Raw genomic sequence first — 25,148 nt, forward strand, 5'->3', positions numbered from 1 at the left:
CCCTCCGGCGAGTCAGGTGATCGACGGAAAGGCCCTCGGGATGTGACATTCGGGGTCAGCCGACCTCGGCCATGATCTCGTCGGAGACGTCGAAGGCGGCGGAGACGGTCGCGCGACACCACACTCCGCATGCCGCCGAAGGCGGCCGGCAGAACAGCCGCCGCGCAGCGGCGACCTCCTCCGGCTGACGGCCGCGAGCCCCCGCCGGAGACGGTTGCGCCAGAAGACGATCCGCGCACCCGCCGAAGGCGGCGACAGGGCAGTCGCCGCGGAGCGGTGTCCTTTGGAGGCGGCTGGCTTTCGGGGTCAGCCGACCTCGGCCATGATCTCGTCGGAGACGTCGAAGTTGGCGTAGACGTTCTGGACGTCGTCGCTGTCCTCGAGGGCGTCGATCAGGCGGAAGATCTTGGCGGCGCCGTCGGCGTCGAGCTCGACGGTCATCGACGGGACGAACTGGACGTCGGCGGAGTCGTAGTCGATGCCGGCGTCCTGCAGCGCCGTCCGGGCCGCGACCATGTCGGTGGCCTCGGTGACGACCTCCCAGGAATCGCCGAGGTCGTTGACCTCGTCGGCGCCGGCCTCGAGCACGGCCTCCATCACATCGTCCTCGGACAGCGACTTCCCGTCCTGCTCCTTGGCGACGACGATGACGCCCTTGCGGTTGAACAGGTACGCGACCGAGTTCGGGTCGGCGAGCGAGCCGCCGTTCCGCGTCATCGCCGTACGGACGTCCGCAGCGGCCCGGTTGCGGTTGTCGGTCAGACACTCGACCAGCATCGCCACGCCGTTCGGGCCGTAGCCCTCGTACATGATCGTCTGGTACTCCGCGCCGCCCGCTTCCGCACCGGATCCGCGCTTGACCGCGCGGTCGATGTTGTCGTTCGGGACCGAGGACTTCTTCGCCTTCTGGATGGCGTCGTACAGGGTCGGGTTCCCGCCAGGGTCGCCACCGCCCATCCGGGCGGCCACCTCGATGTTCTTGATCAGCTTCGCGAAGAGCTTGCCGCGCTTCGCGTCGATGACGGCCTTCTTGTGCTTCGTGGTGGCCCACTTGGAGTGGCCTGACATGGCGAACCCAACCCTTCTACCTACAACAACGACTCAGAGGGTCCGGACCAGCTCGGCGAAGTAGCCGTGCAGCCGCGCGTCCCCGGTCATCTCCGGGTGGAACGACGTGGCGAGCAGCCGGTCGTGGCGGACCGCGACGATCCTACCTGCGGCAGGGCCCGACCTCACCGTCGAGAGTACCTCCACGTCCGGCCCGACCCGCTCCACCCACGGTGCCCGGATGAATACGGCGTGGTACGGCGACTCGAACGCGGCTCCCAGCCCGGGGAACTCCAGGTCCGCCTCGAACGAGTCGACCTGCCGCCCGAACGCGTTCCGGCGTACCGTCACGTCCAGCCCGCCGAGGGTCTCCTGATCGGCCGTCCCGCCGGTGATCTTGTCCGCGAGCATGATCATCCCGGCGCAGGTGCCGAACACCGGCATCCCGTCCGCGATCCGCTTCTGCAGCGGCTCGAACAGCTCGAACGTCCGTGCCAGCTTGTACATGGTGGTCGACTCGCCACCCGGCAGCACCAGGGCGTCGACCTGCTCCAGCTCGGACGGACGACGGACCGGACGGGCCTCGACACCGACCTGTGTCAGCATCGCCAGGTGTTCGCGCACGTTCCCTTGCAGCGCGAACACGCCGATGACCGTCATAGCGTCACCCTTCGTTGCCAGTTGACCGTGACCTCGATCCGGCCCTCGTCGAAGACGGCCGGCAGGTCGTTGCGGTGCAGCAGCTCGAGTACGTCGTCCAGCAGCGGCTCGCCGGGCGCGACGTTGGCGGTGTCCGGGTGCCAGAGCTTGAGCTCGAGCATGCCGAAGTCGACCGCGTGCCAGACGTCGGTGTCGGTGAAGAACAGCAGTCCCTGCGGGCCCTCCGCGGCCTCGAGCACCTGCCGGGCCTCATGGTGGTCCGATGTGTACCGGACCACCACCACGCCCAGCTGTTCGAGCTCGGCGAGTACTGCGTCCAGCCGGTCGGTGTCGGTGCTCGCCGGCCAGGTCTCGGCGTCGGCGTTGACGTCCATCACCGCCTCACCGATCAGCAGCGGCACCAGCGTGTCCGCGTCCATCGCCGGTGCGTCCTCGCGGACCGCCTCCGTCAGTGCGGCGGTGATGGCGGCGTGGTCGGCGTACCCGGACCGCACCAGCACGCGGGCCAGGCCGCGCAGTTCCCGGGCGGTCCGTTCGTCCACCGACTGCAGGTTGCTACTCACTTACCCAGGCTACTTCACGCCTCCGGCGGTGACCGAAACCTGCAGCTGACGCTGGAAGATGATGTAGACGACCAGAACCGGCGCCACAGTGATCACCACGGCCGCGAACAGCGCGCCGAAGTCGACCGCATAACCGGCCTGCGACGCGAACGACGCCATGCCCTGGGAGAGCACGTAGTTCTTCGAGTCGGTGTTCAGGGCGACGGGGAGCAGGAACTGGTTCCACAACCCGAGGAAGTTGAAGATGGCAACCGACGCCATCCCCGGCCGCGCCATCGGCAGCATCACCGAGAAGAACGTGCGCCACTCGCCGGCCCCGTCGATCTGCGCCGCCTCGTAGATCTCGCCCGGCAGCGCCTTGAAGAAGGAGTGCAGGAAGAAGACGGTGAACGGCAGCGCGAACGCGACGTAGGTGACGATCAGCCCAGGCAGGGTGTTGAGTAGGCCGAAGTTCTTCAGCGTGAAGAACAGCGGCACGATCGCCAGGAAGACCGGGAACGTGAGTCCGGCCAGCATCGAGTAGTAGATCAGCCGGTTACCGGGGAACGTGAACCTGGCCAGCACGTACGCACACATGGCGCCGAGGATCATCACCAGCACCAGTGCGCAGCCCACGACGATCACGGTGTTCGCGAAGTAGCGACCGATGCCGGCCGTCGTCCAGGCGTTGGCGTAGTTCTCGAACCGCAGCTTGTGCGGCAGCGTCAGCGGGTTGCCCAGGACCTCCTGCGTCGACTTGAACGAGGACAGCAGCGTCCACAGCAGTGGGAGGATCACCAGCAGCGACCACAGGATCAGCGCGATGTGGGCGGTCGTGGCGACGCCCTTGCCCTCGCGCGACCCCTTGCCGGGTACGCGGGACTCGGCGACCAGGTCGGCCCGGTCGGCGGTAGTGGTTGTCATCGTCGTACCTTCCGCTCACGTCCGCCGGTCAGGGCGTTCACGACGAAGACCAGGAGCGCGAACAGCATCGTCACCGCGGCCAGGACCACGCCCATCGCGGTCGAGTAACCGAACTGCCCCTTGGTGAAGGCAGTGGTGAACAGCTGCTGGGGCATGACCAGGGTCGAGTTCTGCGGCCCGCCGCCGGGGTTCAGCGCCTGCATGTAGACGAAGGCGTCGAGAGCGGCGATACCGAGGTAGATGTAGGCCGTCTGCACGTTGTCCCGGATCAGCGGCACCGTGATGGACAGCGCCGTACGGAACCGGCCGGCGCCGTCGATGCGGGCCGCCTCGAACACCTCGGGGTCGATCCCCCGGATGGCGGCGATGAACAGCACCATGTAGAAGCCGACGAAGCCCCAGATCATCACGAACATCGAGGCAGGCATCGCGGTCCGCGCGTCACCGAGCCAGGCATAGTTCTCGAACTGGTGCAGCCCGATCTTCGACAGGACGGCGTCCAGGATGCCCGAGCCCGGCGTGAACACCTGGGCCCAGATCAGGCCGATCACGATCGCGGGGATCACGTACGGGAAGAACGAGACGATCCGGTAGTAGCCGGAATTGCGCAGCCCGCGGACGGTCCCGGTGCCCGAGCCGCCGATCGTCACCAGCGTGGCCAGGGTCAGCGCCAGCACGATCGTCACGATCGGCACGACGATCGCGAGCTCGATGTTGTTGCGGACGGCCTTCAGGAAGATGTCGTCGTGGAACAGCTTGACGTAGTTGTCGAAGCCGATGAAGTTCTGCCCCGCGCTGAAACCGGACCAGTCGGTCAGCGAGTAGTACAGCGCCTGCACGAACGGCGAGACCACGAAGACCACAAACACCGCCAGCGGCAGGCCGAGGAACACGACCATGAAGCTGACCCGGTCGAAGGTCAGCGGCCGGCGGCGCCGGGGGGCGGGTCGCTTGGACCCGCCCTCCGTCACGACATCTTGCGTCATGGTCACTTGGTGACCGGAATCTTCTTGACGGAGCTGTCGTTCCGCACCTTGTCGGTGATCTGCTGCAGGCCCTTGGTCAGGCCCGCCGCGTCCAGCTGGCCGGACAGGAACGAGTTCCAGACCACCAGCTGGTCGGTGTTCATGCCGTACAGGCCGAACACCTGGTAGTCGAAGACGTTCGTGCCGGCGGCGTCCAGCATCGCGGTCTGCGACTGCAGCGCGGTCGAACCGAAACCGTCGGCGGGCACCAGGCCCTTGACGATCGTCGGCGCGAGCCGGGTCTTGGCGAAGTTGGTCGCCGCGTCCTTGGACAGCATGGCCCGCAGCAACTCCTTGCCGCCGGCGGCGTTCTTGCCCTTGGCCGGGACGATGAACGGCTCACCGGCCGCCGAGCGCAGCGACTCGTACGGGAGCTTCGGGCTCTCGGTCAGGGTCGGCTCCGGGACGCCCTTCATGTCGAAGCCCGACTTGGTGGCCTTCTTCATCTCGTTCTCGATCCACGAGCCCGAGGGGTAGAGGATGGCCTGCTGGTCGTTGCTCCACTTCGCCTGCGCGGCGGTGAACTGCGTACCGGCGCCGCCGGGCACGAAGTACCCGTTCTTGACCATGGTCTCCATGGCCTTGAAGATGCCCTGGAACTGCGGCATCGACCAGCAGTTCTCCTTGAGGTTCTCCAGCGCCAGCCGGACCTCGTCGCCACCCTCCTTGATGGCGCCGTCGACGGCCATCGTGTGGTAGTAGGTGGCGGCTTCCTTGCCCCAGACGAACAGGTACTTGCCCTTGGCCTTGGCCTTGGCGCCGAGGTCGAGCAGGCCGTCGTACGTCTTCGGCGGCTCCCAGCCGTTCGCCTTGAACAGGCTGTCGGAGTACCAGATGCCGTACAACGTCAGCACGTAGTTCATCGCGACGAACTTGCCGTCGAAGGTACCGGGGTTCTTGGCGCCCGGGTACAGGGTGTCGGCGATCTTCGTGCCCTCGTAGTTGTTGGCCTCGAAGACATCGTCGAGCGTCGCCAGTTGGTCCAGGATCGTGTTGAAGCCGATCTGGTTCGCGCCGGAGTTGTCGATCAGGTCCGGCGGGTTGCCGCCGACGAAGCGCGGCTGCAACTGCTGGGCGATCTGGGTGGACGGGGCGACCTTGAACGTCGATCCCGCCTGCTTCTTCTGCGCGATGTCGGCCGCGAACGTCACGTAGTCGTAGCCGTAGCCGCCGTTGAAGATCACCGCGTCGACGCTCGACTTGTCCGCCATGCCGAACGGGTTGTCCGCGCTCTTCGCCCCGCCCTGCGAGGAGTTGTCGTTGCTGCTGCCGCTGCCTGCGCAGCTGGCCAGCACGCCACCGAGGGGAAGCACCGCGGCCGCCGCCAGGCTCCCTTTCAGGAGACTCCGTCGTCCGATCTTGCTGGTCTCGCTCATTTGGTCCTGCCTCTTCTCACTAGTTTCCCGACGGTGCTCATGACACCTGCCCCTTGTGGTGAGCCTCCCCCGCTTCGCAGCCGGCCAGCGCTCGTCGCGGCTCGTTGCCCACGTATCAGCCGCACGATATTGGCAACGAGGCGCACTCCGACGCGCTGCTGCCCGAGGCGATTACGCATTGTCTTTGCCAAAGTCGTTCGACGTCAAGCCTCGCCACGGCGAGCCCCGGACCCTGCGACTGGCGGCCGAACAACCCGATTTACGCCTGCGACACTCGTCCCCCACGCTCGCCGTCCTGCACCGGAGTCGCGACCGACGCGCCGAATCCGATCCCATTTCGTGACCTCGAAGCAATTGCCTCGATACTTGTCCTGACAATGTGGGCCGCAGGCAACCGAACCCGGATTACCCGGTTCAGCGGCGAGGTTTCGGCCGCTTGGTCGGGATCGCGGTGAGCGGATCCTCCGGCCACGGATGGCGCGGATAGCGGGCTCGCAAATCGGCTCTGACCTGGGGATAACCCTGTTTCCAGAACGAGGCGAGATCGCTGGTGATCGCGACCGGGCGCCGGGCCGGCGACAGCAGGTGCAGGACGACCGGGACCCGACCGTCTGCCACAGCTGGAGTGGCGGTCCAGCCGAACACCTCCTGGAGCTTCACGGCGAGGACCGGCGGCTCGGCACCGTCGTACGTGAGTCGAACCTCCGAGCCCGACGGGACCTGGAGCCGTTCCGGTGCGAGTTCGCCGAACCGGGCAGCCGCGGGCCACGGCAGCAGCCGCCGGAGTGCCGAAGCCACGTCGATGTGGGCAAGATCGCGCGCGCCGCGCACCGAGGCGAGTTCGGTCCCCAGCCAGTCGTCGAGATTGGCGAGGAGTGCGTCGTCATCGACAGCGGGCCACGGGGCTCCGAGGTGAGCATGGCAGAACGCGAGCCGTTCCCGCAGGGCGATCGCGGCGTTTGACCAGCGCAGTACGGACAGACCGCTGCGCCGGATGCCGTCGCGGACGGCCGCTTGGACCAGCAGCGGGTCGGGCTTCGTCAGCGGTACGTCGTTGAGCACGATCGCACCGAAGGTCTCCACCCGCCGCGTCACGATTCGCCCGTCGTCCCAGCGGATCTGGTCCGTGGTCGAGACGAGGTCGCCGGCGATGTCTCGCGCGGTCTGCTCGTCGATCGGCGCCGCGGAACGGATCCGGGCGTCGGCGCGACCGGGAGCCCGGTCGGCAACCGCGATCGCCAGCCAGGGCGTGGTCCGCAGCGGCGACTGCGGATCGAGCGCGGCACCCGTACCACCAGACATCTGGTACGTCGCTGAGTCGGCCGCCCGGATCCGCGCGATCCGGTCCGGGTACGCCAGGCCCACCACAACCCCCACCGCAAGATCGTCCGGAAGTACGCGCCTCCCGCCACCAGCCGCCGCCCGCACTCCGCCACCAGCCGCCGCCCGCACTCCGCCACCAGCCGCCGCCCGCACCCCGTCGCCACCCGCCGTCCCCACTCCGCCACCAGTCGCCGTCCGCACCCCGTCGCCGCCCGACGGGTCGACGGCCGACGGGTCGACGGCCGTCGTGGGCTCGTCGCGTCCGTCGGGTCCCCGTCGAGCTCCATCGCCTCGGCCGAGGCGCTTCGCTTCTTCTCGCCAGCGGGCCGTGGCGCCGCGGTCCTGGCCGCGGCGGAGGGCTCGCCACCGAGCCGGCAGGTCGTCGCCGAAGTCGCGGCCGGAGTCGTCCGAGAGCATCGCGACGACCTCGCGGGCACGGTCAGCGCCGACCCGCGGCGCCCCGTCGAGCAACGCACGAGCCAACCGGGGATGCGCCCCGATCGCCGCCATCCGCCGTCCCCGCTCGGTGATCCGTCCGCCGTCGTCAATGGCATCGAGCCGACGCAGCAGCTCGGTGGCCGCTGTCATTGCCACCACCGGCGGCGCCTCGAGCAAGGTCAGACCGTCACCACCCGGGGCACCCCACGCCGCGAGGTCGAGAGCGAAGGCAGCCAGATCGGCGATCGCGATCTCCGGCGCCGGATGATCGTCGAGATGCGTGTGGTCAGTGGCAGACCAGCACCGATAGACCCGGCCGGGAGCCTCCCGCCCAGCGCGACCCGCTCGCTGGTCGGCCGACGATTTCGAGACCCGGCAGGTGACCAGCGCACCGAGGCCACGGGACTGATCGGTCCGCGGCTCCCGAGCCAGACCCGAGTCGACCACAACCCTGACCCCGGGCACGGTCAGCGAACTCTCCGCGACCGATGTGGTGACGACGATCCGGCGAGTGGCAGCCGGCGTCAACGCGCGTTCCTGTTGAGCCCTGGACTGGCGACCGAACAACGGCAGGACGTTCTCACCGGCCAATCGACGAGCTACGCCGTTGATCTCGGCCTCCCCCGGGACGAACACGAGGATGTCGCCGTCATTCTCGGCCAGTGCACGCCGTACGACGGCCGCGACGTGATCGAGCAGGCGCGGGTCGACGCGGCCACCGGGAAGCAGCGGCACCGGGATCGGTGGCGGGACCCACTCGGTCGCCACGTCGAACAGCGCCGCGGACGCGGTGATGACAGGCGCTGTGCCTAATGCGCGGCTCAGCCTGACCGTGTCCGGCGTGGCCGAGGTCGCAACGATCGCCAGGTCGTCCCGGAGATTCGCCCGGATGTCGAGGCAGAACGCGAGCAGCAGATCGGCATCGAGGTGCCGCTCGTGGCACTCGTCGATCACGATCGCGGCGACACCCGGCAGCTCCGGGTTCTGCTGCAGACGCCGTACCAGAAGGCCCGTCGTCACGACCTCGACGCGGAGTCCCCGTGCGCCGCCGAGCCGCTCACCGCGCATCGCGTACCCGATCCGCTGCCCGAGCGGCTCCCCGACCAGCTGCGCCAGCCGGGTCGCAGCCGCGCGGGTCGCCATCCGTCGCGGCTCGGCGACGACGATCGTGCCCCCGAGCGCGTCGGCCAGAGCGAGCGGGAGGAGCGAGGTCTTCCCAGATCCAGGCGGCGCGACCAGCACCGCAGTACCGCGGGAACGCACCGCGTCGACCGTGCCAGGCAAGACTGCCCGAACAGGCAGGTCCGCCCCCGGCATAGACGTTTCAGGCAGCACGCCCTGACGCTAGCCGACGGCCCACGCCGCCAGGAGCGGCGTGAGCCGAAACGCCTACCAGCCGCGCTCGGCGAGGCGGTGGGGCTGCGGGATCTCGTCGACGTTGATGCCGACCATGGCCTCGCCGAGGCCGCGGGAGACCTTGGCGATGACGTCGGGGTCGTCGTAGAAGGTGGTGGCCTTGACGATCGCCTCGGCGCGCTGGGCCGGGTTGCCGGACTTGAAGATGCCGGAGCCGACGAACACGCCCTCGGCGCCGAGCTGCATCATCATCGCGGCGTCGGCCGGGGTGGCGATACCGCCGGCGGTGAACAGTACGACGGGCAGCTTGCCGAGCTCGGCGACCTCCTTGACCAGCTCGTACGGCGCCTGCAGCTCCTTCGCGGCGACGTACAGCTCGTCCTCGGGGAGGTTCTGCAGCTTGCGGAGCTCCTGGCGGATCTGGCGCATGTGGGTGGTCGCGTTGGACACGTCACCGGTGCCGGCCTCGCCCTTGGAGCGGATCATCGCCGCGCCCTCGGTGATCCGGCGCAGCGCCTCGCCCAGGTTGGTCGCACCACAGACGAACGGCACGGTGAACTGCCACTTGTCGATGTGGTTCGCGTAGTCGGCTGGCGTGAGTACCTCGGACTCGTCGATGTAGTCGACCCCGAGGCTCTGCAGCACCTGGGCCTCGACGAAGTGACCGATCCGGGCCTTGGCCATCACCGGGATCGAGACCGCGTTGATGATCGAGTCGATCATGTCCGGGTCGCTCATCCGGGAGACGCCGCCCTGCGCACGGATGTCGGCCGGGACCCGCTCCAGCGCCATCACCGCGACCGCACCGGCGTCCTCGGCGATCTTGGCCTGCTCGGCGGTGACGACGTCCATGATCACGCCGCCCTTGAGCATCTCCGCCATACCGCGCTTGACCTTTGCGGTACCGGTCTGGTTGTCCTGGGTCACTGCTTCCTCCTGGTCGTGGGGCTCTTCTCCAGATTAGGAGGTGCCGGGCACCTAACCTCAGTCCACCTCGGATCAAGTGGACTGAGTCATCGCGTCGCCCAGCCGGGCGACCACCAGCCGCAGCGTCGCGGGTGGCGCGGTGAACGGGATCCGGATGTGGCGCCGGTCCGTGCCTTCGGGTGTGAACAGGTCGCCTGAGCCGAGCAGGAGGTTCTGCTCGCGTGCCGCCTCGAGCACTCTGCGTGCTCTGGTCTCGGTCAGCTCCAGCCACAGCGTCATACCGCCGGTCGGCGTGGGCCAGGCCACACCGTTCAGCGTCTTCAGTCCAGCCTCCAGTGCGGCCAGGTTGGCGCGGAGACGGGTACGGCGGCGGCCGATCACCTTGTCGAGCTTCGGGACGATCGCCCGGGCCAGCAGGTCGTCCAGCGCACTCGGCGACGCCACGCTGAGCTGTGCGGCCGTGTTGATCCGGCGGCGGAGCTGCCTGCCGGTCCTGACCCATCCGACCCGCAATCCACCCCAAACGGTCTTGGACAGCGACCCAACACTCACAGTCCTGGGATAACGGCTCAGCGGCTCTGCCTGTTGCCCATTCGCCAACCAGAGCGGTCGCATGGTCTCGTCACTGATGAGGGCAGCGCCGTACCGGCGTGCTATCTCCACGACGGTCTGGCGACGATCCGCCGGGAGGCTCAGCCCTGTTGGGTTGTGGTTGTCGGCCTGCAGGTAGATGACCTTCGGGCGGTGGCGCCGACACAGATGGGCGAGCTGATCGGTGTCCCAGACGCCAGCCGGCCAGCCTGCTACGTCCAGCCGATGCTTGCGGAGCAGATCGAAGGCAGCTGGGTACGTCGGGGTCTCGGTGATCGCTACGCCTGGCCCCAGGTCCAGTCCGGCCAGTGCGGCATTCAGACCGGCCGCGGCGCCCACCGTGAGCGTCAGCTGCTCCGGCTCGGTCGGCACGCCCTCGATGGTCAACCGCTCGGCGAGCGCTGCCCTGAGCTCAACCGATCCACCTGGCGGCGGGCCATCGCCACCCATCGCCTGCGGCAGACCGTCCTGGATGATCTGGGCCGCCGCCTCAGCCACGTCATGCGGCGCGGCCGTGGTCGCGAACCGCAGATCCAGCACCGGCTGGTCCCCCGCCGTCACCGTCGACGCCGGCGCGACCGGATCGAGCAGCCGGTCCAGCGGCCGCACCACGGTCCCGGAACCCCGCTTGGTCTCCAGTACGCCGTCCCGCCGCAGGTTCTCCAACGCGCGTACGACGGTCACCCGGCTGACCCCGAGCCGCTCGGCAAGGACCCGCTCCGAGGGCAGTCGCGAACCGATCGACAGGTCGCCGCGCTCGATCCGCCGCAGTACCAGGCCTTCGACCTGCTCCGTCTTCGTACCGTCCGCCGTCTCCAGATCCCCCGCTCGCCACATAAGTCCACTATCCCACCACTGGCCTGATGGGCTCGGACTGTCCGTCCCGGGTGCTTGTATTTGCCTATGGACGAACGGTGGGCGATCGGCCCGGAGGACGGCGGCGGCGCCACGCTGGTCGCGCTGCATCCGGACGGGCAGCCCGCTGGGGAGATCCAGCACGAGCCCGACCTCGTCGCGGCGGTTGCGTCGCGGCCGCACGTCACTCGGTGGGTGTGGCGTTCGTCCGCCGAGATCTATCCGCGCCTGCTAGCCGCCGGAGTCCGGGTCGAGCGCTGCTACGACCTCGAGAACACCGAGGGCCTGCTGCTCGGCCACGAGGGCCGCCTCGGCGAACCACGATCCGCGGCCGCCGCCTGGGCGCGCCTCAGCGGTGCGCCCGTCCCACCAGACCCGCCGATGCGCGCCGTCATACCGGGTGAGCAGTCGTCGCTGTTCGACATTCCTGCCGAGCCGATCGCGTTCCAAGCCTTACTCAAGGTGTACGCCGATCAGCTCCGCCGGCACGACCTCGCGGAGCACCCGGATCGGATGCGGTTGCTCACGGCATCGGAATCGTCCGCGATGCTGATCGCCGCCGAGATGGATCGGGCCGGCTTGCCGTGGAGCGCGCAAGCCCATCGCGATGTCCTGAGCGAGCTGCTCGGCGAACGCTTCGGCGGTACGGGCGAACCCCGCCGGCTGACCGAGCTCGCGGACGAGATCTCGGCAGCCTTCGGTCATCGGGTCCGGCCCGAGCTGCCGGCCGACGTACTGAAGGCGTTCAAGCAGGCCGGGCATCAGCTGAAGTCGACCCGGCGGTGGGAGCTCGAGACGATCGACCATCCAGCGGTCGCGCCGCTCGTCGAATACAAGAAGCTGTATCGGATCTACACCGCCAACGGCTGGTCCTGGTTGAACGACTGGGTCCACGACGGCCGCTTCCGCCCCGGCTTCGTCCCGGGCGGCACCGTCTCCGGCCGCTGGATCACCAACGGTGGCGGCGGTCTGCAGATCCCGAAGGTCATCCGCCGCGCTGTCGTCGCCGACCCCGGCTGGCGTCTCGTCGTCGCCGACGCCTCCCAACTCGAGCCGCGCGTCCTCGCCGCCATCTCCCGCGACCGTGCGCTGATGGAGGTCTCCAGCGATGCCGGTGATCTCTACAAAGCCGTGTCGGACCAGGCGTTCTCGGGCGACCGCGCGCAGGCGAAGCTCGCCGTACTCGGCGCGATCTACGGCCAAACCTCAGGAGATGGCCTGAAGAACCTGGCCATGCTCCGCAAGCGATTCCCCCAAGCCGTCGCGTACGTCGATGACGCGGCCCGCGCCGGTGAAGAGGGCCGGCTGGTCCGCACGTACCTCGGCCGCACCTGCCCGCCCACCGGCCATCCGCTCGACGCCGCCCTGCTCGAAGGCCCGCCCGCTGACGTCCCTGCGACCGACCCGCGCCATGCCAGAGCGCGCGGTCGCTTCACCCGGAACTTCGTCGTACAAGGCAGTGCGGCCGACTGGGCGCTCCTGCTTCTCGCCGCCCTCCGGCAGGCGCTGACGCCGTTGAAGGCCGAGCTGGTTTTCTTCCAGCACGACGAGGTCATCGTGCACTGCCCGGCCGACGAGGCCGAGCAGGTGGCGGACGCGATCCAGCAGGCGAGCAATCTGGCCGGCACGCTCACGTTCGGTCCGACGCCGACCAATTTCGCATTTACGACGGCAACCGTCGAAAGCTACGCGGACGCAAAATAGTTTCAAACGACCTATTACCCCTCGCCGTCGATAACGTCTGCGCAATTCGTTGTCCGACTGACAGAGGGAGAACGTCATGGCATTCAGCAAGAAGAAGGAACAGGCCCGCGACGCTGTCGCCAACGGCGGCAAGACCAGCGGCAAGCAGGCCAAGAAGGCAACCCAGGCCGGGCACCTCGGCGACGACAACCGGGTCTACCACCGGGGCAAGGTCGTCGGCGACTTCTCCAACCGCACCCGCAAGCAGCCCAACGAGCACGGCGCCTGATCACACCGTCGCGGGTAATCCGTAGAGTTTGTGGTTCGCGGTTTCGAAGGCGGTAATTTCGGCTATTCGACGGTCCTCGATGCGGAAAATGTCGAGCGCGAACAGCTGATAGGACGTCATACGCGGGGGTAAGAGATAGGCCGCGAGGGTGGGTTGGCGGTTGATCGTGGTCGGCCGGAAACGCCAATGACCGCGGTACTCCGGGGTGAGGTTCGGGATCAGCGAACGCACCGCATCCTCGCGGCCTTCGAACCAGAACGGGTACGGCGGCATCGTGATCCGGACGTCCTTGTGCATCAGCGCAGCGAGCGCATCGGCGTCGACGTTGTCCCACGCGGTCATGTATTGCCGCAGCAGTTCGCGTTCGTCGGCGGAGACGTCGGCAGCCGACCACTCCGAGCGGTGCGACGGCAGGTGCTCACGGAGTACAGGACGGGCTCGCTGAAGAGCTGAGTTCACGGCAGCCACCGAAAGGTCCACGGCAGCAGCAGTTTCGCGCGCCGACCAGCCCAGCACGTCGCGGAAGATCAGCACCGCGCGTTGCCGTGCCGGCAGGTGCTGGATCGCGATCAGGAACGCCAACTCGATCGTCTCCCGCCGGATCGCGACCGCGTCCGGCTCCTCCGCCCGATCCAGCAGTACGTCGGGAAACGGCTGTAGCCACGGCACGTCCTCGCGCGCCGGAAGGGCCGTCGACGGGAACGACGCAGGCTCGAGCTGGTACGGCAGCACTCGGCGCGGCCGCCGTACGTCGATGCACGCGTTGGTCGCGATCCGGTACAGCCACGCCCGTACCGAGGACCGGCCCTCGAAATCGTCCAGCCCGCGCCACGCCCGCAGGAACGTCTCCTGCACCAGGTCCTCGGCCTCGTCGTACGAACCGAGCATCCGGTAGCAGTGCACGCGCAGCTCGTGCCGGTAGCGCTCGACGTGCTCCTCGAAGCTGTTCATTTCCCGTCCTCGAGCTCGATCGTGGTCGGCATCGGCGCGTGGCCGGCCAGCCGGAACCAGCTCACCAGCCGCCGGTGCCGCAGGTCCCGGGTCGACACTACGACGTCGTTGTGGAACCGTCGCGCCAACTGCACCCGGCGCATCGCCAGCGTCAACTCCCCCGCCCACGGCTCGATATCGGTGCCGGTGGCATGGATCGCGCGGGTCAGCGCGGACTCTGCCTGCTCACGGATCTCCAGTACGTCGAGCGACGCCGCGCGAGCCCGATGCGCCGCATCGAGCAACAACAACGCGGAAGCCGGGTCCAGGATGTCGCTGCCGGCCAGCTCCGCGACCAGCGCGGACCGGCGCGCCAGCTCCGTCTCCAGCGACGCGCGAGCGAGATCGACCCGATGGTGCAGCCGGTCGAGCCGGCCGGCCGTCCAGCTCGCGTAGGCGCCGAACAGCAGCAGCACCGTGCCCACCGCGAGCAGCACCCAGGAGATCTCCACGCACCCATTCTTACGGAGCGCTGACGGTCCGCCCGGATTCGCCGATCGCCTCGCTCGCCGCTACTAGCGTCGGGGCCATGGCTGACATCGGCGTGATCGGCGGTTCCGGGTTCTACTCGTTCCTCACCGACGCGGAAACCATCGAGCTCGACACCCCGTTCGGCGCACCCAGCGAGCCGCCGGTGGTCGGGGATCTCAACGGCCGCCAGGTCGCGTTCATCCCCCGGCACGGCGCCGACCACCGGTTCCCGCCGCATCGCGTCAACTACCGCGCGAACCTCTGGGCGTTGCGCGAACTCGGCGTCCGTCAGGTCCTCGGCCCCTGCGCGGTCGGTTCGTTGAAGCCCGAGCTCACCCCCGGTACCTTCGTCGTCCCGGACCAGTACGTCGATCGCACCTGGGGCCGGGGCCACACGGTGTACGACGAGCACCAGGTCGTCCACACCGCAGCCGCCGACCCCTACTGCCCGGTCGGTCGCGCCACGGTGATTGCCAGCGGCAACGTCGTACCCAATGGCACGATGGTGGTGATCAACGGCCCGCGGTTCTCGACCCGGGCCGAGTCGCAGTGGCACGCGGCCCAAGGCTGGTCGGTCGTCGGCATGACCGGCGCACCCGAGGCCGCGATCGCGCGCGAGCTCGCCCTCTGCTACACGTCGATCGCTGTCGTCACCGACCACGACGCGGGTGTCGAAACCGGCGACGGCGTCACGCAGGCCGAGGTCTTCGAAGCGTTCAAGCACAGCATCGAGCGGCTGCAGGACCTGCTGAAGGACGTCATCAGCCAGCTCCCCAAGCCCGACGCGGACTGCAGCTGCCACCACGCCCTCGACGGTACGGCGGCGGCCCGATGAGAGTTCTGCTCACCGGCGGCGCCGGCTTCATCGGGCAACACGTCCACCATCAGCTAGTTGCCGAGGGCCACGAGGTCACGGTCCTGGACTCGTTCCGCCCGGACGTCCACGCCCACAAACCCACGCCCCGCCCCGGCCTGATCGTCGGTGACATCCGCGACGCCGACTGCGTCTCCCACGCTCTCGAGGGCATCGACACGGTCATCCATCTCGCCGCAAAGGTCGGCCTCGGCGTCCACCTCGACGACATCGACGACTACGTCTCCACCAACAGCCTCGGTACGGCGATCGTCCTCAAGGCCCTCGCCCACGCCAAGGTGCGCCACCTCGTCTACGCCAGCTCGATGGTCGTGTACGGCGAAGGCCGCTACGACTGCGACGAACACGGTCAGGTCGCGCCCGGCCCCCGCCGTACCGAGGATCTGGAAGCCGGCCGCTTCGAGCCGCCTTGCCCGTACTGCGGCGCGCCGCTCCACCCCGGTCTCGTCACCGAGGACGCCGTACTCGATCCGCGGAACGCCTACGCCACCAGCAAGCTCAGCGGCGAACACCTAGCCGCCACCTGGGCTCGCGAGACCGACGGCCGCGTCACCGCGCTCCGCTTCCACAACGTCTACGGCCCCGGCATGCCCCGCAACACGCCGTACGCCGGTGTCGCCGCGATCTTCCGCTCCGCGCTCGAACGAGGCGAAGCACCCCGCGTCTTCGAGGACGGCCGCCAGCGCCGCGACTTCGTGCACGTGCGCGACATCGCAACCGCTGTCACCATGTCAGCCGCCGCGCTCCCTCATCAGCCGGCCTTCACCGCCTACAACATCGGCAGCGGCACAGTGCACACGATCGGCGACCTGGCCACCGAGCTGGCTCACAGCGGCCCGAGCCCGGTTATCACCGGTCAGTACCGTCTCGGCGACGTCCGCCACATCACCGCGTCCTCGGACCGCCTGAAGCACGACCTCGGCTGGAAACCCGTCTACGACCTCGCCACCGGACTGCGCGATCTAGTTGTGAGTGGCAACGGGCGGTAGGTCGATCTGGAAGGCGCAGCCGCCGTCGACGTTGGTGACGCCAATGCTGCCGTCGTGGGACTCGACCACGCCGCGGGCGATCGCCAGCCCCAGGCCGCCGCCACTCGAATGGTCGGCCGCGGCCGGCGACGGCGTGCGCTGCTCGTCGCCGCGCCAGCCGATGTCGAAGACGCGCTCCAGGTCGTCGTCCGGGATGCCGCCGCACGCGTCGGTGACGGCCAGACGCACCCGCCCGTCCGTCTCGCGATCGACCGCAAGCGTCACCGTGCCGCCGGACGCCGTGTGCCGGATCGCATTACCGACCAGGTTCGTCACCGCGCGGGTCAGCTCGTCCGGATCCCCTTGTACGGCGAGCCGATCGTCGTCCACAGGCGTCGACAACTTGAGGCAAACGCCCGAAGCCCGCGCGTGTTCGTTGTTCTCCCCCGCAACGTCCTCGGCCAGCTCACGCAGACTGACCGCGGACCGACGCGTCGGCAACGGCGCCGCCGACAACCGCGACAGCTCGAACAGGTCGTCCACGAGCCCGGTCATCCGATCGACCGTCGACCGCATCTGCCGCAACGCACCCGGTACGTCGTCGATCACGCCGTCCTCGAGCCCCTCCGACACAGCCCGCAGCCCGGCCAGCGGCGTCCGCAGATCATGCGACATGAACGCGACCAGCTCCCGCCGGCTCGCCTCCAACGCCCGCTCACGCTCATGCGACGCGGCCAGCTTCTTCCGCGTCATCTCCAGCTCGTTCGTCAGGTCGGCCAACTCGGCGGGCACCGCCCCGGTCAGAGCTTCCGGCGCGTCGTACGACGTACCGAGCTGCCGCAACCGCCGCCCGACGTTACGCGATCCCGTGGTGATCCAATGCCCGAGAATCACCGTCATAGCCAGCCCGAGCAGCGCCGCGAACGCGAGCGTCCACAGCACCACCCACGAGTCGTGCTCGGAGATGAACATCGCCCGCACGCTCTGCAGTACTGCGGCCAGCGCGGCCGCCATCGGCGCGAGCCCTGCGACGATCAGCGTGACCCGCAACGAGCGCCGCCGGAACTGCCACAGAACCGCCGCACCGACCGCCGCCACCACCAACGTCCACAGCGTGGTGAGCGCGAAGATCGTGAACATGTCCTTGTTCATGCTGCGTCGCCCGCAAACAGATACCCGGTCCGCGGCACGGTCAGGACGAGCTTCGGATCCGACGGATCGGCTTCGATCTTCTCCCGCAACCGCCGTACGTGCACGGTGACCGTCGACGAGTCACCGAAGTCCCAGCCCCACACCCGCCGCAGCAGCTCGGCCTTCGTGTACGCCTTGCCCGCATGCGACACGAGGTACGCGAGCAGGTCGAACTCGCGGTGCGTCAGCGACAACTCCTCGCCGTTCAGGTACGCGCGTCGCGCCGCGGTGTCGACCATCACCGGCCCGGCGCTCAGCTTGGTCGGCGTCAGGTCGAGCCCGGCCAGCCGCTCCTCGCGCCGCACCATCGCCTGGACCCGCAGCGTCAGCTCACGCGGACTGAACGGCTTGACGACGTAGTCGTCCGCGCCGACCTCGAGTCCGACCAGCCGGTCCTCCTCCTCGCCGCGCGCCGACAGCATGATCACCGCGGCACCGTCGTCGGCCGCACGCATCCGGCGCAGTACCTCGAGGCCGGACAGCCCGGGCAGCATCACGTCCAGTACGACGACGGACGGTTTCCACTGCTGCCAGACCTCGACCGCCGACACCCCGTCCGCCACCACGCGAGCGTCGTACCCGGCCTTGGTCAGGTACGCGGAGACGACGTTGGACACGGTCGGGTCGTCATCGACGACGAGAACACGAGTAGCCACGCTCAGAGCGTAGATCGTCCGGTCGGCGCGAGGCGGCACCAGCGCCGGAACGCAGTACGACGTAAGCGATCCGTAGCCGCGTTCTGCCACCGCGCCGACGCGTTCGTCCTTACCGTCGAAGCATGTCCGTCGATCTCGTCCTGCCGTGTCTGAACGAGGCGGCTGCCCTGCCCTGGATCCTCGAACGGCTCCCAGGCGGCATCCACGCCATCGTCGTCGACAACGGCTCCACCGACGGTTCCCCCGAGGTCGCCGCCCGGCTCGGCGCCACGGTCGTGCACTGCGAGATCAAGGGGTACGGCGCTGCGTGTCACGCCGGCCTGGAAGCGGCCGAGGCCGATGTGGTCGCCGTGATGGACGCCGACGCCTCGCTCGATCCGCAGCAGTTGAACCGGGTGACCGCGCCCGTCCTTGCCGATCGCGCCGACCTCGTCGTCGGTCGCCGGCGCCCGGTGACACGGGGCACCTGGGCGTGGCATCTCCGCCTCGCCAACGTCGAGCTGTCCCGGCGGATCAGGCGCCGTACGGGCGTCGCTCTGCACGATCTCGGTCCGATGCGGGCGGGCCGTCGTACGGCGCTGCTCGGGCTGGGGCTGACGGATCGACGGTCCGGGTATCCGTTGGAGACGGTGGTGCGGGCGGCCGATGCGGGCTGGCGGATCGCCGAGGTGGACGTGGACTACCTGCCGCGTTCGGGCCGTTCGAAGGTGACGGGTACGCCGCTTGGCGCCGCCCGCGCCGTACTCGACATGTCGAAGGTCCTTGCGCGGTGAAGGGGACGTTGATCGTCATCGCGAAGGAGCCGGTGCCGGGGCGGGTCAAGACGCGGCTGCAGAGCGAGTTCACCGCACAGGAGGCGGCGGCGTTGGCTCGGGCATCGCTGGTCGACACGCTGGGCGCAGTACGGGCGGCCCGTGCGTCGCGGCGGGTTCTGGCGCTGGAGGGTGATCCGGGGCCGTGGTTGCCGGCCGGGTTCACGGTTGTCGGGCAGCGTGGCGACGGGCTGGACGAGCGGATCGCGGCGGCCTTCGAAGATGCGTACGACGGTTCGCCGATGCTGCTGGTGGGGATGGATACGCCGCAGTTGCGGCCCGAGCTGCTCGGGTTCCACTGGTCCGGGTACGACGCGGTACTAGGGCTGACCGAGGACGGCGGGTATTGGTGCCTCGGGCTACGAACGCCGGACCGCCGCGCGCTGCTCGGCGTACCGATGTCGACCGATCACACCGGACGCGATCAGCTGCAGCGGTTGCAGGATCTCGGCCTCCGGGTGCGGATGCTGCCGACGTTGCGCGACATGGACACGCCCCGCGACGCGGCGTACCTCGCTGCCGAGTTCCCTGCGTTGCGGGTGTCGAGGCTGTATCGACGGCTGCAGCACGCGGCGCATCCCGGCCTGCTGTTCGAGCAAGCCCTCGGCGGTACTGCGAGAGTCGTTGCTACTGGCATCGATGGACGGACCGTGCCGACGCTGTCCGAGCTCGATCGCTGGACGGCACCCGCCGACGAGGTCGACCGGCTCGCGCTGAGCCGCTGCGAAGGGCCGGTGCTCGACATCGGCTGCGGACCCGGGCGGATCGTGACCGCGCTGGCCGAACGTGGGATCCCCGCACTCGGCGTGGATGTCTCACCGCGCGCGGTCTCTCTCACGACGTCGCGAGGTGCGGCCGCGCTGCATCGTCCGGTGCAGGATCGGCTGCCGGGCGAGGGGCGTTGGGGCAGTGTGCTGCTGATGGACGGGAACATCGGAATCGGTGGCGATCCCGTCGACCTGCTCCGCCGCTGCGCGGAACTCGTCCGACCCGACGGGCTCGTTCTGGTCGAGGTCGACCCGAACGACGACGTCGACGACACCGCCCCGATCGTCCTCCGCAGCTCCACCGGCCGCCGCTCCACTCCGTTGCCCTGGGCAAGAGTCGGCACCCGTGCGCTGATCAAGCACGCCCAGACCGCGAACCTCCACCCGACCGAAGACTGGCGAGCCGGCCGCCGCGCCTTCCTCACCCTGCGCCGGAACCCAGTCCCCCGCGACGCCGCCTGATGCGCACGCTCGCAGGAGTAGTCGCCATCGCAGGTTCTGTAGCCGTCATCTATTCGGCACAGGCCGGCTGGTGGCCGAACGTGGTGCTGACAATCGGCACCCTCGCGGTTGCCTTGGTTGTCTGGCGGTTCGGGCGTGGGTTGACGGTTGCCGCAGTGGTGATCGTCGCCGGACTGTGCCAGCTGCCAGGGCTGACTCACGCGCCGATCACCAGCACGGATGCCTACCGCTACGTGTGGGACGGGCGCGTGCAGTTGGCCGGACACTCGCCGTACGCGCGGGTGCCTTTGGACGACACTCTGGCGCAACTGCGGGACCCCATCCTCTTCCCGGGCCTGTCGCCGACCGAGAAGTCCGGGGTGACACAACAGACTCCGCAGGATCCCACCGACGACCCACGTACACGCATCAATCGGCCGCTTGTCCCCACGATCTATCCCCCAGTGGCACAGGCCTACTTCACCGTCGTCGCGCTGGTCACACCCTGGTCAGCCGGCACCCTCGGCCTGCAGATAGCCGCCGCATTGCTCGCAATCGCACTCACCTGGCTACTCGCCGTGCAAAACCCACGCTGGGCGGCCTTGTGGGGTTGGTCACCGATCGTGGCCCTCGAAGCAGCCAACGCCGCCCACGTCGACGTACTCGCCGCCCTCCTCATCACGGCCGCCGTCATCACCACCGCCAGACGCCCGAAGCTGGCCGCGGTCCTCCTCGGCGCGGCCGGCAGCGTCAAACTCCTCCCCCTCCTGCTGCTCCCGGCATTCCGCACCCGACGTCCGATCGTTGCCGTCAGCACCTTCATCGCCTCGTACGTCCCGCACATCCTTGCCGTCGGCACCTTGGTACTCGGCTTCCTGCCCGGTTACCTCAACCAGGAAGGGTTCGACGACGGCAGCTCCAGATCGGCGATTCTCGCGCTCCTGCTGCCTCCTGAGGCCCGCCAACTCGTCGCCGCGCTCCTCGCGCTGACCCTCGCCGTACTCGCCTTCTACCGAACCAAACGCGACCCGCCGGCCCTCACCTGCTGCTGGCTGTACGGCGCCGCGCTGCTCATCGCCACGCCGACGTACCCGTGGTACGGCCTCCCGCTGATCGCGCTGGCCGCCCTCGCCCACCGCCCCGAATGGATCGCCGTACCGATCGCGTCGTACCTCGCGTACGCGAGCTTCGGCCACGACACCCGCCAGGGCCTGAGCTACCTCGCCGCCGCTGTCATCGTTGTCAGCGCGATCACGATCCGTCGCCGATTCGTTGCGGAATCACGTTTGACTGACGCCCGGTCGCCTGCCAACACTGGCGAGCGTGACCAAACGCATCGCCCTCGCGACCTCGGCCGAACACGCTGAGTTGCACCCGAACGACCTCCCGCTCGTCGAAGCCCTCCGCACCGCCGGCCTCGACCCGGTGGCCGAGGTCTGGACCGACCCGTCCGTCGACTGGTCGGCGTACGACGCGGTCCTGCTCCGCTCCGTCTGGGACTACCACCGGCGGTACGACGAGTTCACCGAGTGGCTCGCACAGCTCGACAAGGCCGGCGTACCGCTGCTGAACGACTCCGGTCTGGTCCGCTGGAACGGCGACAAGCGCTACCTGCTCGAGCTCCGCGAGCGCGGCGTCGCGATCGTGCCGTCCCAGGTCGCAGCCGGCGCGTGCCTCCGCGAGGTGGTGGGCGGGCTCGACGGGCAGGAGATCGTCGTCAAGCCGACCGTCAGCGCGACCGCCCTGCACACCGTCCGCGGCGTCGCCGGCTCCGCCGAGTTCGACCAGATCCTGACCGAGCTGCCCGAGCTCGTGTACCTCGTGCAGCCGTTCCAGCCCGAGATCGTCGCCGACGGCGAGTGGTCGCTGATCTTCGTCGACGGCGAGTTCACCCATGCGGTGGTCAAGCGCCCGGCCGCGGGCGACTACCGCGTCCAGGACGACTTCGGCGGTACCGTGACGCCGACCGAGCCGACTGCCGACGTACTCGAGGGCGCTCGGGCCGCATTGCAGGCCGCCGGGCGGACACCGGCGTACGCCCGCGTCGACGGTGTCGTCGTCAACGGCCGCTTCCTCCTGATGGAACTCGAACTGATCGAGCCGGAGCTGTTCTTCACCCAGCACCCGGAAGCCGCGCACAAGCTGGCCGCGACGGTCGTCGGCCGCATCTAGCTCGCAGCCGACTCCGGATGGCCGCGGCGGCGCCCGTACAGCAGGGTCTCGCCCGCGGCCGTCCCGGTGTACTTCGTCCGCCGGGCCCACTCGCGGCACTCCTCCAGCACCGGGCACGACTTCAGGCACAGCTCACGGGCCTTGCGCTGCTCCCAGCGGGACGCGCTCTCGTCGTACGCCGGCGCCTGCCCGATACACGCGGCCCGGCTCATCCAGCGGTCGGCGGGATCCACGATCACGGTCAGCGTCGGCCTCATGACCCCGACGGTAGAGCGCCCGGGACCAGCTCCAGCCTATGTCTCGAAATATGATCGGCTTACTAGACTTTTAAGGTCTGAGGTATGCCGACACTCGACGACATCCGCCAGGCCGCCCGGGAGCTCGAGGGACGGATCCACCGCACGCCGATGCTGACCTCGTCCGCGCTGAACGAGCGCTTCGGTGCCGACCTGGTGCTCAAGGCCGAGCTGTTCCAGAAGACCGGCAGCTTCAAGGTCCGCGGCCTGCTGACCAAGCTGCTCCGGCTGAGCGGTGCGGAGCGGGAGCGCGGCGTGATCACCGTCTCGGCGGGGAACGCGGCCGGCGCGCTCGCCTGGGCCGCGCGGGACGCCGGCGTTCCGGCGACGGTCGTGATGGCGAAGACCGCCGTACAGGCGAAGGTCGACGCGGCCCGCGGATACGGCGCGACCGTCGAGCTCGTCGAGGGCGACCTGATGGCGCAGTACGAGCGGATCAAGGACGAGCGGAAGCTGACCGGCGTCCACCCGTTCGACGACGAGGACGTGATCACCGGACACGGGAGCCTCGGGCTGGAACTGCTGCAGGACCGGCCCGACCTCGGCACCGTCCTGGTACCGGTCGGTGGCGGCGGGTTGATCTCGGGCGTGGCGACGGCGCTCAAGCTGGTCAAGCCGGAGATCCGGGTGATCGGGATCGAGCCCGAGCAGGCCGACGTGGTCAGCCGCAGCCTCGAGGCCGGCGAACCGCAGAAGCTCCCGACCGCCCGCTCGATCGCCGACGGCCTCGCCGCACCGGTCTGCGGCACCCGCAACTTCCCGCTCATCCAGCAGTACGTCGATCAGGTCGTCCGCGTGAGCGAGGAGGCCCTGCTCGAGGCAACCCGCCTGGTCATGTCCCGCACCAAGCTCGCCCTCGAACCCGCAGCGGCCGCACCCTTCGCCGCGCTGCTCGAGGGCAGCATCCAGCTCGACGACGTCACCGCCACCGTCATCAGTGGCGGCAACCTCGACGTGTCGAAGCTGATGCTCTAAGCGGATGCCGAAGCAGACGCAGTTGCCAGCCGCGTCTGAGCCCGTGACGGTACGCCGTCACTCGGATCGTCGACCAGGTCACCTCGCCGTACCGGATCCTTCTCCGGCAGCAGGATGTCGCGCGCGACCACCAGCATCAGCCACAGCGTGCCGGCCATCCGCAGGATCACGGAGAACCAGTAGATCCGGTCCGGCACCTGCGGATCCCCAGGCGCCAGGAACTGGGCGAGATGCATCCACACCAGCATCCAGTAGAAGCACTCGCAGGCCTGCCAGATCAACCAGTCACGCAACCGCGGCCGGGCCAGCGCGACCAGCGGCAACAGCCACAGCACGTACTGCGGTGAGTAGACCTTGTTGATCAGCAGGAACGCCGCCACGACGAGGAACGCCAGCTGCGCGAACCGCGGCGGTCGTGGCGCCATCAACCCGAGGATCGCGATCGACAGACACAGCCCGGCGAAGATCACGATGTTCAGCTGGTTGACGTCCGCGACCTCGTGGTTGGCGAGCTTGAGGACGTACCAGATCGAGCCGTAGTCGCTCTCGCGCTGATCGTTGAACTGCCAGAACGACAGCCACTCGTTCTTCGCGAGCAGGTAGATCGGCGCGTTCACCAGACCCCAGGCGACCCCGGCCGCGATCACCGCCTGGAACCACGGCCACAGCTTCCGGCCGCGGATGCAGACGATCAGCAGCGGCCCGAGCAGCAGGAACGGATAGAACTTCGCCGCCGTCCCGAGCCCGAGCAAGATGCCGAACCAGACCGGTTTACCGCGCGACCAGGCGAACATCGCGCCCGCTGTCAGCGCGACCGCGAACAAGTCCCAGTTGATCGTCGATGTCAGGGCGAGCACAGGCGCCGCAGCGACGTACAGGGCGTCCAGCGGCTGTCCGCGGGCCGCGCCCGGACGGGTTTCGGCCCCGCGGGCCGTCGCGACCGTGAAGCCGACGAGCAGCAGCGCGCAGATGAACAGCATCACCAGGTTGACCACGAAGAACACGCCGGCCGTGTCGCGCTTCTGCTCGGCGGTGATGTCCTTCTTCGGGTCGCCGGTGAACAGCCAGGTGATCCGGGCCGCGACCTCCATGAACCCGCCGGTCAGCACCGGGTACTCGAGCACCGGATAGTTGCCGGTGTCGAGGAACGGCCGGTTGCCCTCCGCGAAACCGCGCTCCTGGTACAGGAAGCCGATGTCGGAGTAGCACAGCGCCTTGAACGGGCGCCAGCTCTGCCGGTCCCAGCCGGCCTCCATGCAGGGCGCCTTCTGCAGCACGCCGAGCCCGAAGGTGATCGTGCACACCGCGAGCGCGATCCGCAGCGGCGTCCACCACGAGGAACCGAGCCGGGCGAACCGTCCGGACGGCCCGCCGAGCCCAACGGTCAGGCCGGCGACAGCCGGATCAGTCTCCGACGCCGCCTGCGCGAGCTCGCGTTGTGGTCCGGTCACGGTGGGCATCATCTCCTATCGGCTCACCTTGCGACCACCAGAGGTTAC

Annotated in this window: 24 protein-coding genes; 9 read left to right on the forward strand and 15 right to left on the reverse strand. The window is 68.9% G+C overall.

The features are described from left to right. Positions 1-306 precede the first annotated feature (306 nt). The 9 genes from ACFWUU_RS37530 to ACFWUU_RS37570 form a co-directional block, all read right to left on the reverse strand. Entirely contained in the window at positions 307-1,068 is a 762-nt protein-coding gene (locus ACFWUU_RS37530; RefSeq protein WP_137257570.1) for a YebC/PmpR family DNA-binding transcriptional regulator, read from the reverse strand. Positions 1,069-1,101: 33 nt separating this feature from the next. After that, entirely contained in the window at positions 1,102-1,707 is a 606-nt protein-coding gene (gene pdxT, locus ACFWUU_RS37535) for a pyridoxal 5'-phosphate synthase glutaminase subunit PdxT (RefSeq protein ID WP_380183027.1), read from the reverse strand. After that, the gene (locus ACFWUU_RS37540; RefSeq protein ID WP_380183029.1) at positions 1,704-2,270 is read right to left on the reverse strand and encodes a DUF6891 domain-containing protein; all 567 of its coding nucleotides are present in this window, start codon (positions 2,268-2,270) and stop codon (positions 1,704-1,706) included. Before ACFWUU_RS37540 ends, pdxT begins: the two co-directional genes overlap by 4 nt. Before the next feature lie 9 nt (positions 2,271-2,279). Further along, entirely contained in the window at positions 2,280-3,173 is an 894-nt protein-coding gene (locus tag ACFWUU_RS37545; protein ID WP_137257572.1) for a carbohydrate ABC transporter permease, read from the reverse strand. After that, complete coding sequence (locus ACFWUU_RS37550) at positions 3,170-4,159, reverse strand: carbohydrate ABC transporter permease (protein WP_137257573.1); 990 nt, start codon at positions 4,157-4,159, stop codon at positions 3,170-3,172. The genes ACFWUU_RS37545 and ACFWUU_RS37550 overlap by 4 nt, the downstream gene beginning before the upstream one ends. 2 nt (positions 4,160-4,161) lie before the next feature. Continuing rightward, on the reverse strand, positions 4,162-5,574 hold the full coding sequence (gene ngcE, locus ACFWUU_RS37555; protein ID WP_137257574.1) for an N-acetylglucosamine/diacetylchitobiose ABC transporter substrate-binding protein: 1,413 nt from the start codon (positions 5,572-5,574) through the stop codon (positions 4,162-4,164). A gap of 414 nt (positions 5,575-5,988) precedes the next feature. Then, complete coding sequence (locus tag ACFWUU_RS37560; RefSeq protein ID WP_380183031.1) at positions 5,989-8,670, reverse strand: ATP-dependent RNA helicase; 2,682 nt, start codon at positions 8,668-8,670, stop codon at positions 5,989-5,991. Positions 8,671-8,724: 54 nt separating this feature from the next. Further along, positions 8,725-9,618: a pyridoxal 5'-phosphate synthase lyase subunit PdxS gene (pdxS, locus tag ACFWUU_RS37565; RefSeq protein ID WP_137257576.1), complete on the reverse strand. Its 894-nt coding sequence runs from the start codon at positions 9,616-9,618 to the stop codon at positions 8,725-8,727. A gap of 72 nt (positions 9,619-9,690) precedes the next feature. Then, a complete protein-coding gene (locus ACFWUU_RS37570; protein WP_137257577.1) occupies positions 9,691-11,046 on the reverse strand; it encodes a PLP-dependent aminotransferase family protein in 1,356 nt (451 codons plus the stop codon). A gap of 66 nt (positions 11,047-11,112) precedes the next feature. Between ACFWUU_RS37570 and ACFWUU_RS37575 the strand changes: the two genes are divergently transcribed. Together ACFWUU_RS37575 and ACFWUU_RS37580 are read left to right on the forward strand one after the other, a co-directional pair. After that, positions 11,113-12,768 carry a bifunctional 3'-5' exonuclease/DNA polymerase gene (locus ACFWUU_RS37575; protein WP_380183033.1) on the forward strand — a complete coding sequence of 552 codons (1,656 nt, stop codon included), beginning with the start codon at positions 11,113-11,115 and terminating at the stop codon, positions 12,766-12,768. A gap of 76 nt (positions 12,769-12,844) precedes the next feature. Then, complete coding sequence (locus ACFWUU_RS37580) at positions 12,845-13,036, forward strand: hypothetical protein (RefSeq protein WP_137257579.1); 192 nt, start codon at positions 12,845-12,847, stop codon at positions 13,034-13,036. On the opposite strand, the gene ACFWUU_RS37585 is transcribed toward ACFWUU_RS37580, so the two are convergent. Together ACFWUU_RS37585 and ACFWUU_RS37590 are read right to left on the reverse strand one after the other, a co-directional pair. Further along, the gene (locus ACFWUU_RS37585) at positions 13,037-13,987 is read right to left on the reverse strand and encodes an RNA polymerase subunit sigma-70 (protein WP_380183035.1); all 951 of its coding nucleotides are present in this window, start codon (positions 13,985-13,987) and stop codon (positions 13,037-13,039) included. After that, on the reverse strand, positions 13,984-14,478 hold the full coding sequence (locus ACFWUU_RS37590; RefSeq protein WP_380183037.1) for a hypothetical protein: 495 nt from the start codon (positions 14,476-14,478) through the stop codon (positions 13,984-13,986). The genes ACFWUU_RS37585 and ACFWUU_RS37590 overlap by 4 nt, the downstream gene beginning before the upstream one ends. 77 nt (positions 14,479-14,555) lie before the next feature. Between ACFWUU_RS37590 and ACFWUU_RS37595 the strand changes: the two genes are divergently transcribed. Further along, a complete protein-coding gene (locus ACFWUU_RS37595) occupies positions 14,556-15,332 on the forward strand; it encodes an S-methyl-5'-thioadenosine phosphorylase (protein ID WP_380183039.1) in 777 nt (258 codons plus the stop codon). Further along, positions 15,329-16,360, forward strand: a complete 1,032-nt coding sequence (locus tag ACFWUU_RS37600; RefSeq protein WP_380183042.1) for an NAD-dependent epimerase/dehydratase family protein — start codon at positions 15,329-15,331, stop codon at positions 16,358-16,360. The genes ACFWUU_RS37595 and ACFWUU_RS37600 overlap by 4 nt, the downstream gene beginning before the upstream one ends. Here the strand turns inward: ACFWUU_RS37600 and ACFWUU_RS37605 are convergent. Together ACFWUU_RS37605 and ACFWUU_RS37610 are read right to left on the reverse strand one after the other, a co-directional pair. Beyond that, positions 16,334-17,491 carry a sensor histidine kinase gene (locus tag ACFWUU_RS37605; RefSeq protein WP_380183044.1) on the reverse strand — a complete coding sequence of 386 codons (1,158 nt, stop codon included), beginning with the start codon at positions 17,489-17,491 and terminating at the stop codon, positions 16,334-16,336. The two genes, ACFWUU_RS37600 and ACFWUU_RS37605, sit on opposite strands and share 27 nt — an antisense overlap. Continuing rightward, a complete protein-coding gene (locus ACFWUU_RS37610; RefSeq protein ID WP_380183046.1) occupies positions 17,488-18,186 on the reverse strand; it encodes a response regulator transcription factor in 699 nt (232 codons plus the stop codon). Before ACFWUU_RS37610 ends, ACFWUU_RS37605 begins: the two co-directional genes overlap by 4 nt. Before the next feature lie 122 nt (positions 18,187-18,308). Here ACFWUU_RS37610 and ACFWUU_RS37615 point away from each other — a divergent pair, with 122 nt between their 5' ends. The 4 genes from ACFWUU_RS37615 to ACFWUU_RS37630 are packed head-to-tail and all read left to right on the forward strand — an operon-like array spanning position 18,309 to position 22,378. Next, the gene (locus ACFWUU_RS37615) at positions 18,309-18,959 is read left to right on the forward strand and encodes a glycosyltransferase family 2 protein (RefSeq protein ID WP_380183048.1); all 651 of its coding nucleotides are present in this window, start codon (positions 18,309-18,311) and stop codon (positions 18,957-18,959) included. Beyond that, positions 18,956-20,227: a DUF2064 domain-containing protein gene (locus ACFWUU_RS37620; protein ID WP_380183050.1), complete on the forward strand. Its 1,272-nt coding sequence runs from the start codon at positions 18,956-18,958 to the stop codon at positions 20,225-20,227. Before ACFWUU_RS37615 ends, ACFWUU_RS37620 begins: the two co-directional genes overlap by 4 nt. Next, on the forward strand, positions 20,227-21,573 hold the full coding sequence (locus ACFWUU_RS37625; RefSeq protein ID WP_380183052.1) for a glycosyltransferase 87 family protein: 1,347 nt from the start codon (positions 20,227-20,229) through the stop codon (positions 21,571-21,573). The genes ACFWUU_RS37620 and ACFWUU_RS37625 overlap by 1 nt, the downstream gene beginning before the upstream one ends. Continuing rightward, complete coding sequence (locus ACFWUU_RS37630; RefSeq protein WP_380183054.1) at positions 21,530-22,378, forward strand: RimK family alpha-L-glutamate ligase; 849 nt, start codon at positions 21,530-21,532, stop codon at positions 22,376-22,378. The genes ACFWUU_RS37625 and ACFWUU_RS37630 overlap by 44 nt, the downstream gene beginning before the upstream one ends. Here ACFWUU_RS37630 and ACFWUU_RS37635 read toward each other — a convergent pair. Beyond that, positions 22,375-22,635 carry a WhiB family transcriptional regulator gene (locus tag ACFWUU_RS37635; RefSeq protein WP_137257589.1) on the reverse strand — a complete coding sequence of 87 codons (261 nt, stop codon included), beginning with the start codon at positions 22,633-22,635 and terminating at the stop codon, positions 22,375-22,377. The genes ACFWUU_RS37630 and ACFWUU_RS37635 overlap by 4 nt on opposite strands. A gap of 84 nt (positions 22,636-22,719) precedes the next feature. On the opposite strand from ACFWUU_RS37635, the gene ACFWUU_RS37640 reads away from it, so the two are divergent. Further along, positions 22,720-23,649, forward strand: a complete 930-nt coding sequence (locus ACFWUU_RS37640; RefSeq protein ID WP_380183056.1) for a threonine/serine dehydratase — start codon at positions 22,720-22,722, stop codon at positions 23,647-23,649. Here ACFWUU_RS37640 and ACFWUU_RS37645 read toward each other — a convergent pair. Beyond that, a complete protein-coding gene (locus tag ACFWUU_RS37645; protein ID WP_137257910.1) occupies positions 23,646-25,109 on the reverse strand; it encodes a glycosyltransferase family 87 protein in 1,464 nt (487 codons plus the stop codon). The two genes, ACFWUU_RS37640 and ACFWUU_RS37645, sit on opposite strands and share 4 nt — an antisense overlap. Positions 25,110-25,148 lie beyond the last annotated feature (39 nt).

Source organism: Kribbella sp. NPDC058693 (assembly GCF_042715335.1).
Lineage (GTDB): Bacteria > Actinomycetota > Actinomycetes > Propionibacteriales > Kribbellaceae > Kribbella > Kribbella jiaozuonensis.

Coding starts and splice junctions, on each gene's coding strand:
- ACFWUU_RS37545 (WP_137257572.1), bottom strand. CDS start 3,173: ATGACAACCACTACCGCCGACCGGGCCGACCTGGTCGCCGAGTCCCGC.
- ACFWUU_RS37575 (WP_380183033.1), top strand. CDS start 11,113: ATGGACGAACGGTGGGCGATCGGCCCGGAGGACGGCGGCGGCGCCACG.
- ACFWUU_RS37570 (WP_137257577.1), bottom strand. CDS start 11,046: ATGTGGCGAGCGGGGGATCTGGAGACGGCGGACGGTACGAAGACGGAG.
- ACFWUU_RS37615 (WP_380183048.1), top strand. CDS start 18,309: ATGTCCGTCGATCTCGTCCTGCCGTGTCTGAACGAGGCGGCTGCCCTG.
- ACFWUU_RS37550 (WP_137257573.1), bottom strand. CDS start 4,159: ATGACGCAAGATGTCGTGACGGAGGGCGGGTCCAAGCGACCCGCCCCC.
- ACFWUU_RS37625 (WP_380183052.1), top strand. CDS start 20,227: ATGCGCACGCTCGCAGGAGTAGTCGCCATCGCAGGTTCTGTAGCCGTC.
- pdxT (WP_380183027.1), bottom strand. CDS start 1,707: ATGACGGTCATCGGCGTGTTCGCGCTGCAAGGGAACGTGCGCGAACAC.
- ACFWUU_RS37645 (WP_137257910.1), bottom strand. CDS start 25,109: ATGCCCACCGTGACCGGACCACAACGCGAGCTCGCGCAGGCGGCGTCG.
- ACFWUU_RS37585 (WP_380183035.1), bottom strand. CDS start 13,987: ATGAACAGCTTCGAGGAGCACGTCGAGCGCTACCGGCACGAGCTGCGC.
- ACFWUU_RS37580 (WP_137257579.1), top strand. CDS start 12,845: ATGGCATTCAGCAAGAAGAAGGAACAGGCCCGCGACGCTGTCGCCAAC.
- ACFWUU_RS37635 (WP_137257589.1), bottom strand. CDS start 22,635: ATGAGGCCGACGCTGACCGTGATCGTGGATCCCGCCGACCGCTGGATG.
- ngcE (WP_137257574.1), bottom strand. CDS start 5,574: ATGAGCGAGACCAGCAAGATCGGACGACGGAGTCTCCTGAAAGGGAGC.
- ACFWUU_RS37600 (WP_380183042.1), top strand. CDS start 15,329: ATGAGAGTTCTGCTCACCGGCGGCGCCGGCTTCATCGGGCAACACGTC.
- ACFWUU_RS37530 (WP_137257570.1), bottom strand. CDS start 1,068: ATGTCAGGCCACTCCAAGTGGGCCACCACGAAGCACAAGAAGGCCGTC.
- ACFWUU_RS37605 (WP_380183044.1), bottom strand. CDS start 17,491: ATGAACAAGGACATGTTCACGATCTTCGCGCTCACCACGCTGTGGACG.
- ACFWUU_RS37595 (WP_380183039.1), top strand. CDS start 14,556: ATGGCTGACATCGGCGTGATCGGCGGTTCCGGGTTCTACTCGTTCCTC.
- ACFWUU_RS37640 (WP_380183056.1), top strand. CDS start 22,720: ATGCCGACACTCGACGACATCCGCCAGGCCGCCCGGGAGCTCGAGGGA.